Origin of the sequence: Janthinobacterium sp. AD80 (genome assembly GCF_002878455.1) — a bacterium.
In the GTDB taxonomy this organism is placed as follows: domain Bacteria; phylum Pseudomonadota; class Gammaproteobacteria; order Burkholderiales; family Burkholderiaceae_D; genus Janthinobacterium.
In genome coordinates, this window is sequence record NZ_NRDQ01000385.1 from 1 (window position 1) to 544 (window position 544).

A 544-nucleotide genomic window follows, 5' to 3' on the forward strand; every position below is an offset into this window, starting at 1 on the left:
AGCGGAAGCCACCGAGCGCGCACGCAAGGCTGTTGCCGATGAGGTAGCCCAGATCAAGGCCATGATGAACGCGCCACGCCGCGCCATCAAAGCCCCTGAGCCGGTACCGGTTGCTGTCAAACCAAAGGCGCCGGAAGGCACCCTGCACAAGCCTGCTGACAAGAAACCAGGCGACAAGCCGGGCGACAAGAAGCCTGCTGTTGCAGACAAGAAATCCATCAAGTCGGCGAATGTGTCGTCCACCTGGTCCGATGACGCGAAAAAACGCGGCACCACCGGTGGTCCAAAGCCACGCGGCAATAGCGGCCCAGGCGGCCGTGACAGCTGGCGCGGTGGCGCGAAGGGCCGTCGCCCGACGCACCATGACGACCGTGAATCGAACTTCCAGGCGCCGACGGAAGCCGTCGTCAAGGACGTGCACGTACCTGAAACGATCACCGTGGCCGAACTGGCACACAAGATGTCCGTCAAGGCATCCGAAGTCATCAAGCATTTGATGAAATTGGGCCAGATGTGCACGATCAACCAGGTGCTGGACCAGGAA

The 544-nt window shown here is 61.2% G+C and carries 1 protein-coding gene; it reads left to right on the forward strand.

The window, feature by feature from the left end:
- The coding region (locus tag JaAD80_RS29890; RefSeq protein WP_180979681.1) for a translation initiation factor IF-2 N-terminal domain-containing protein at positions 1-544 on the forward strand (544 nt) is incomplete at both ends.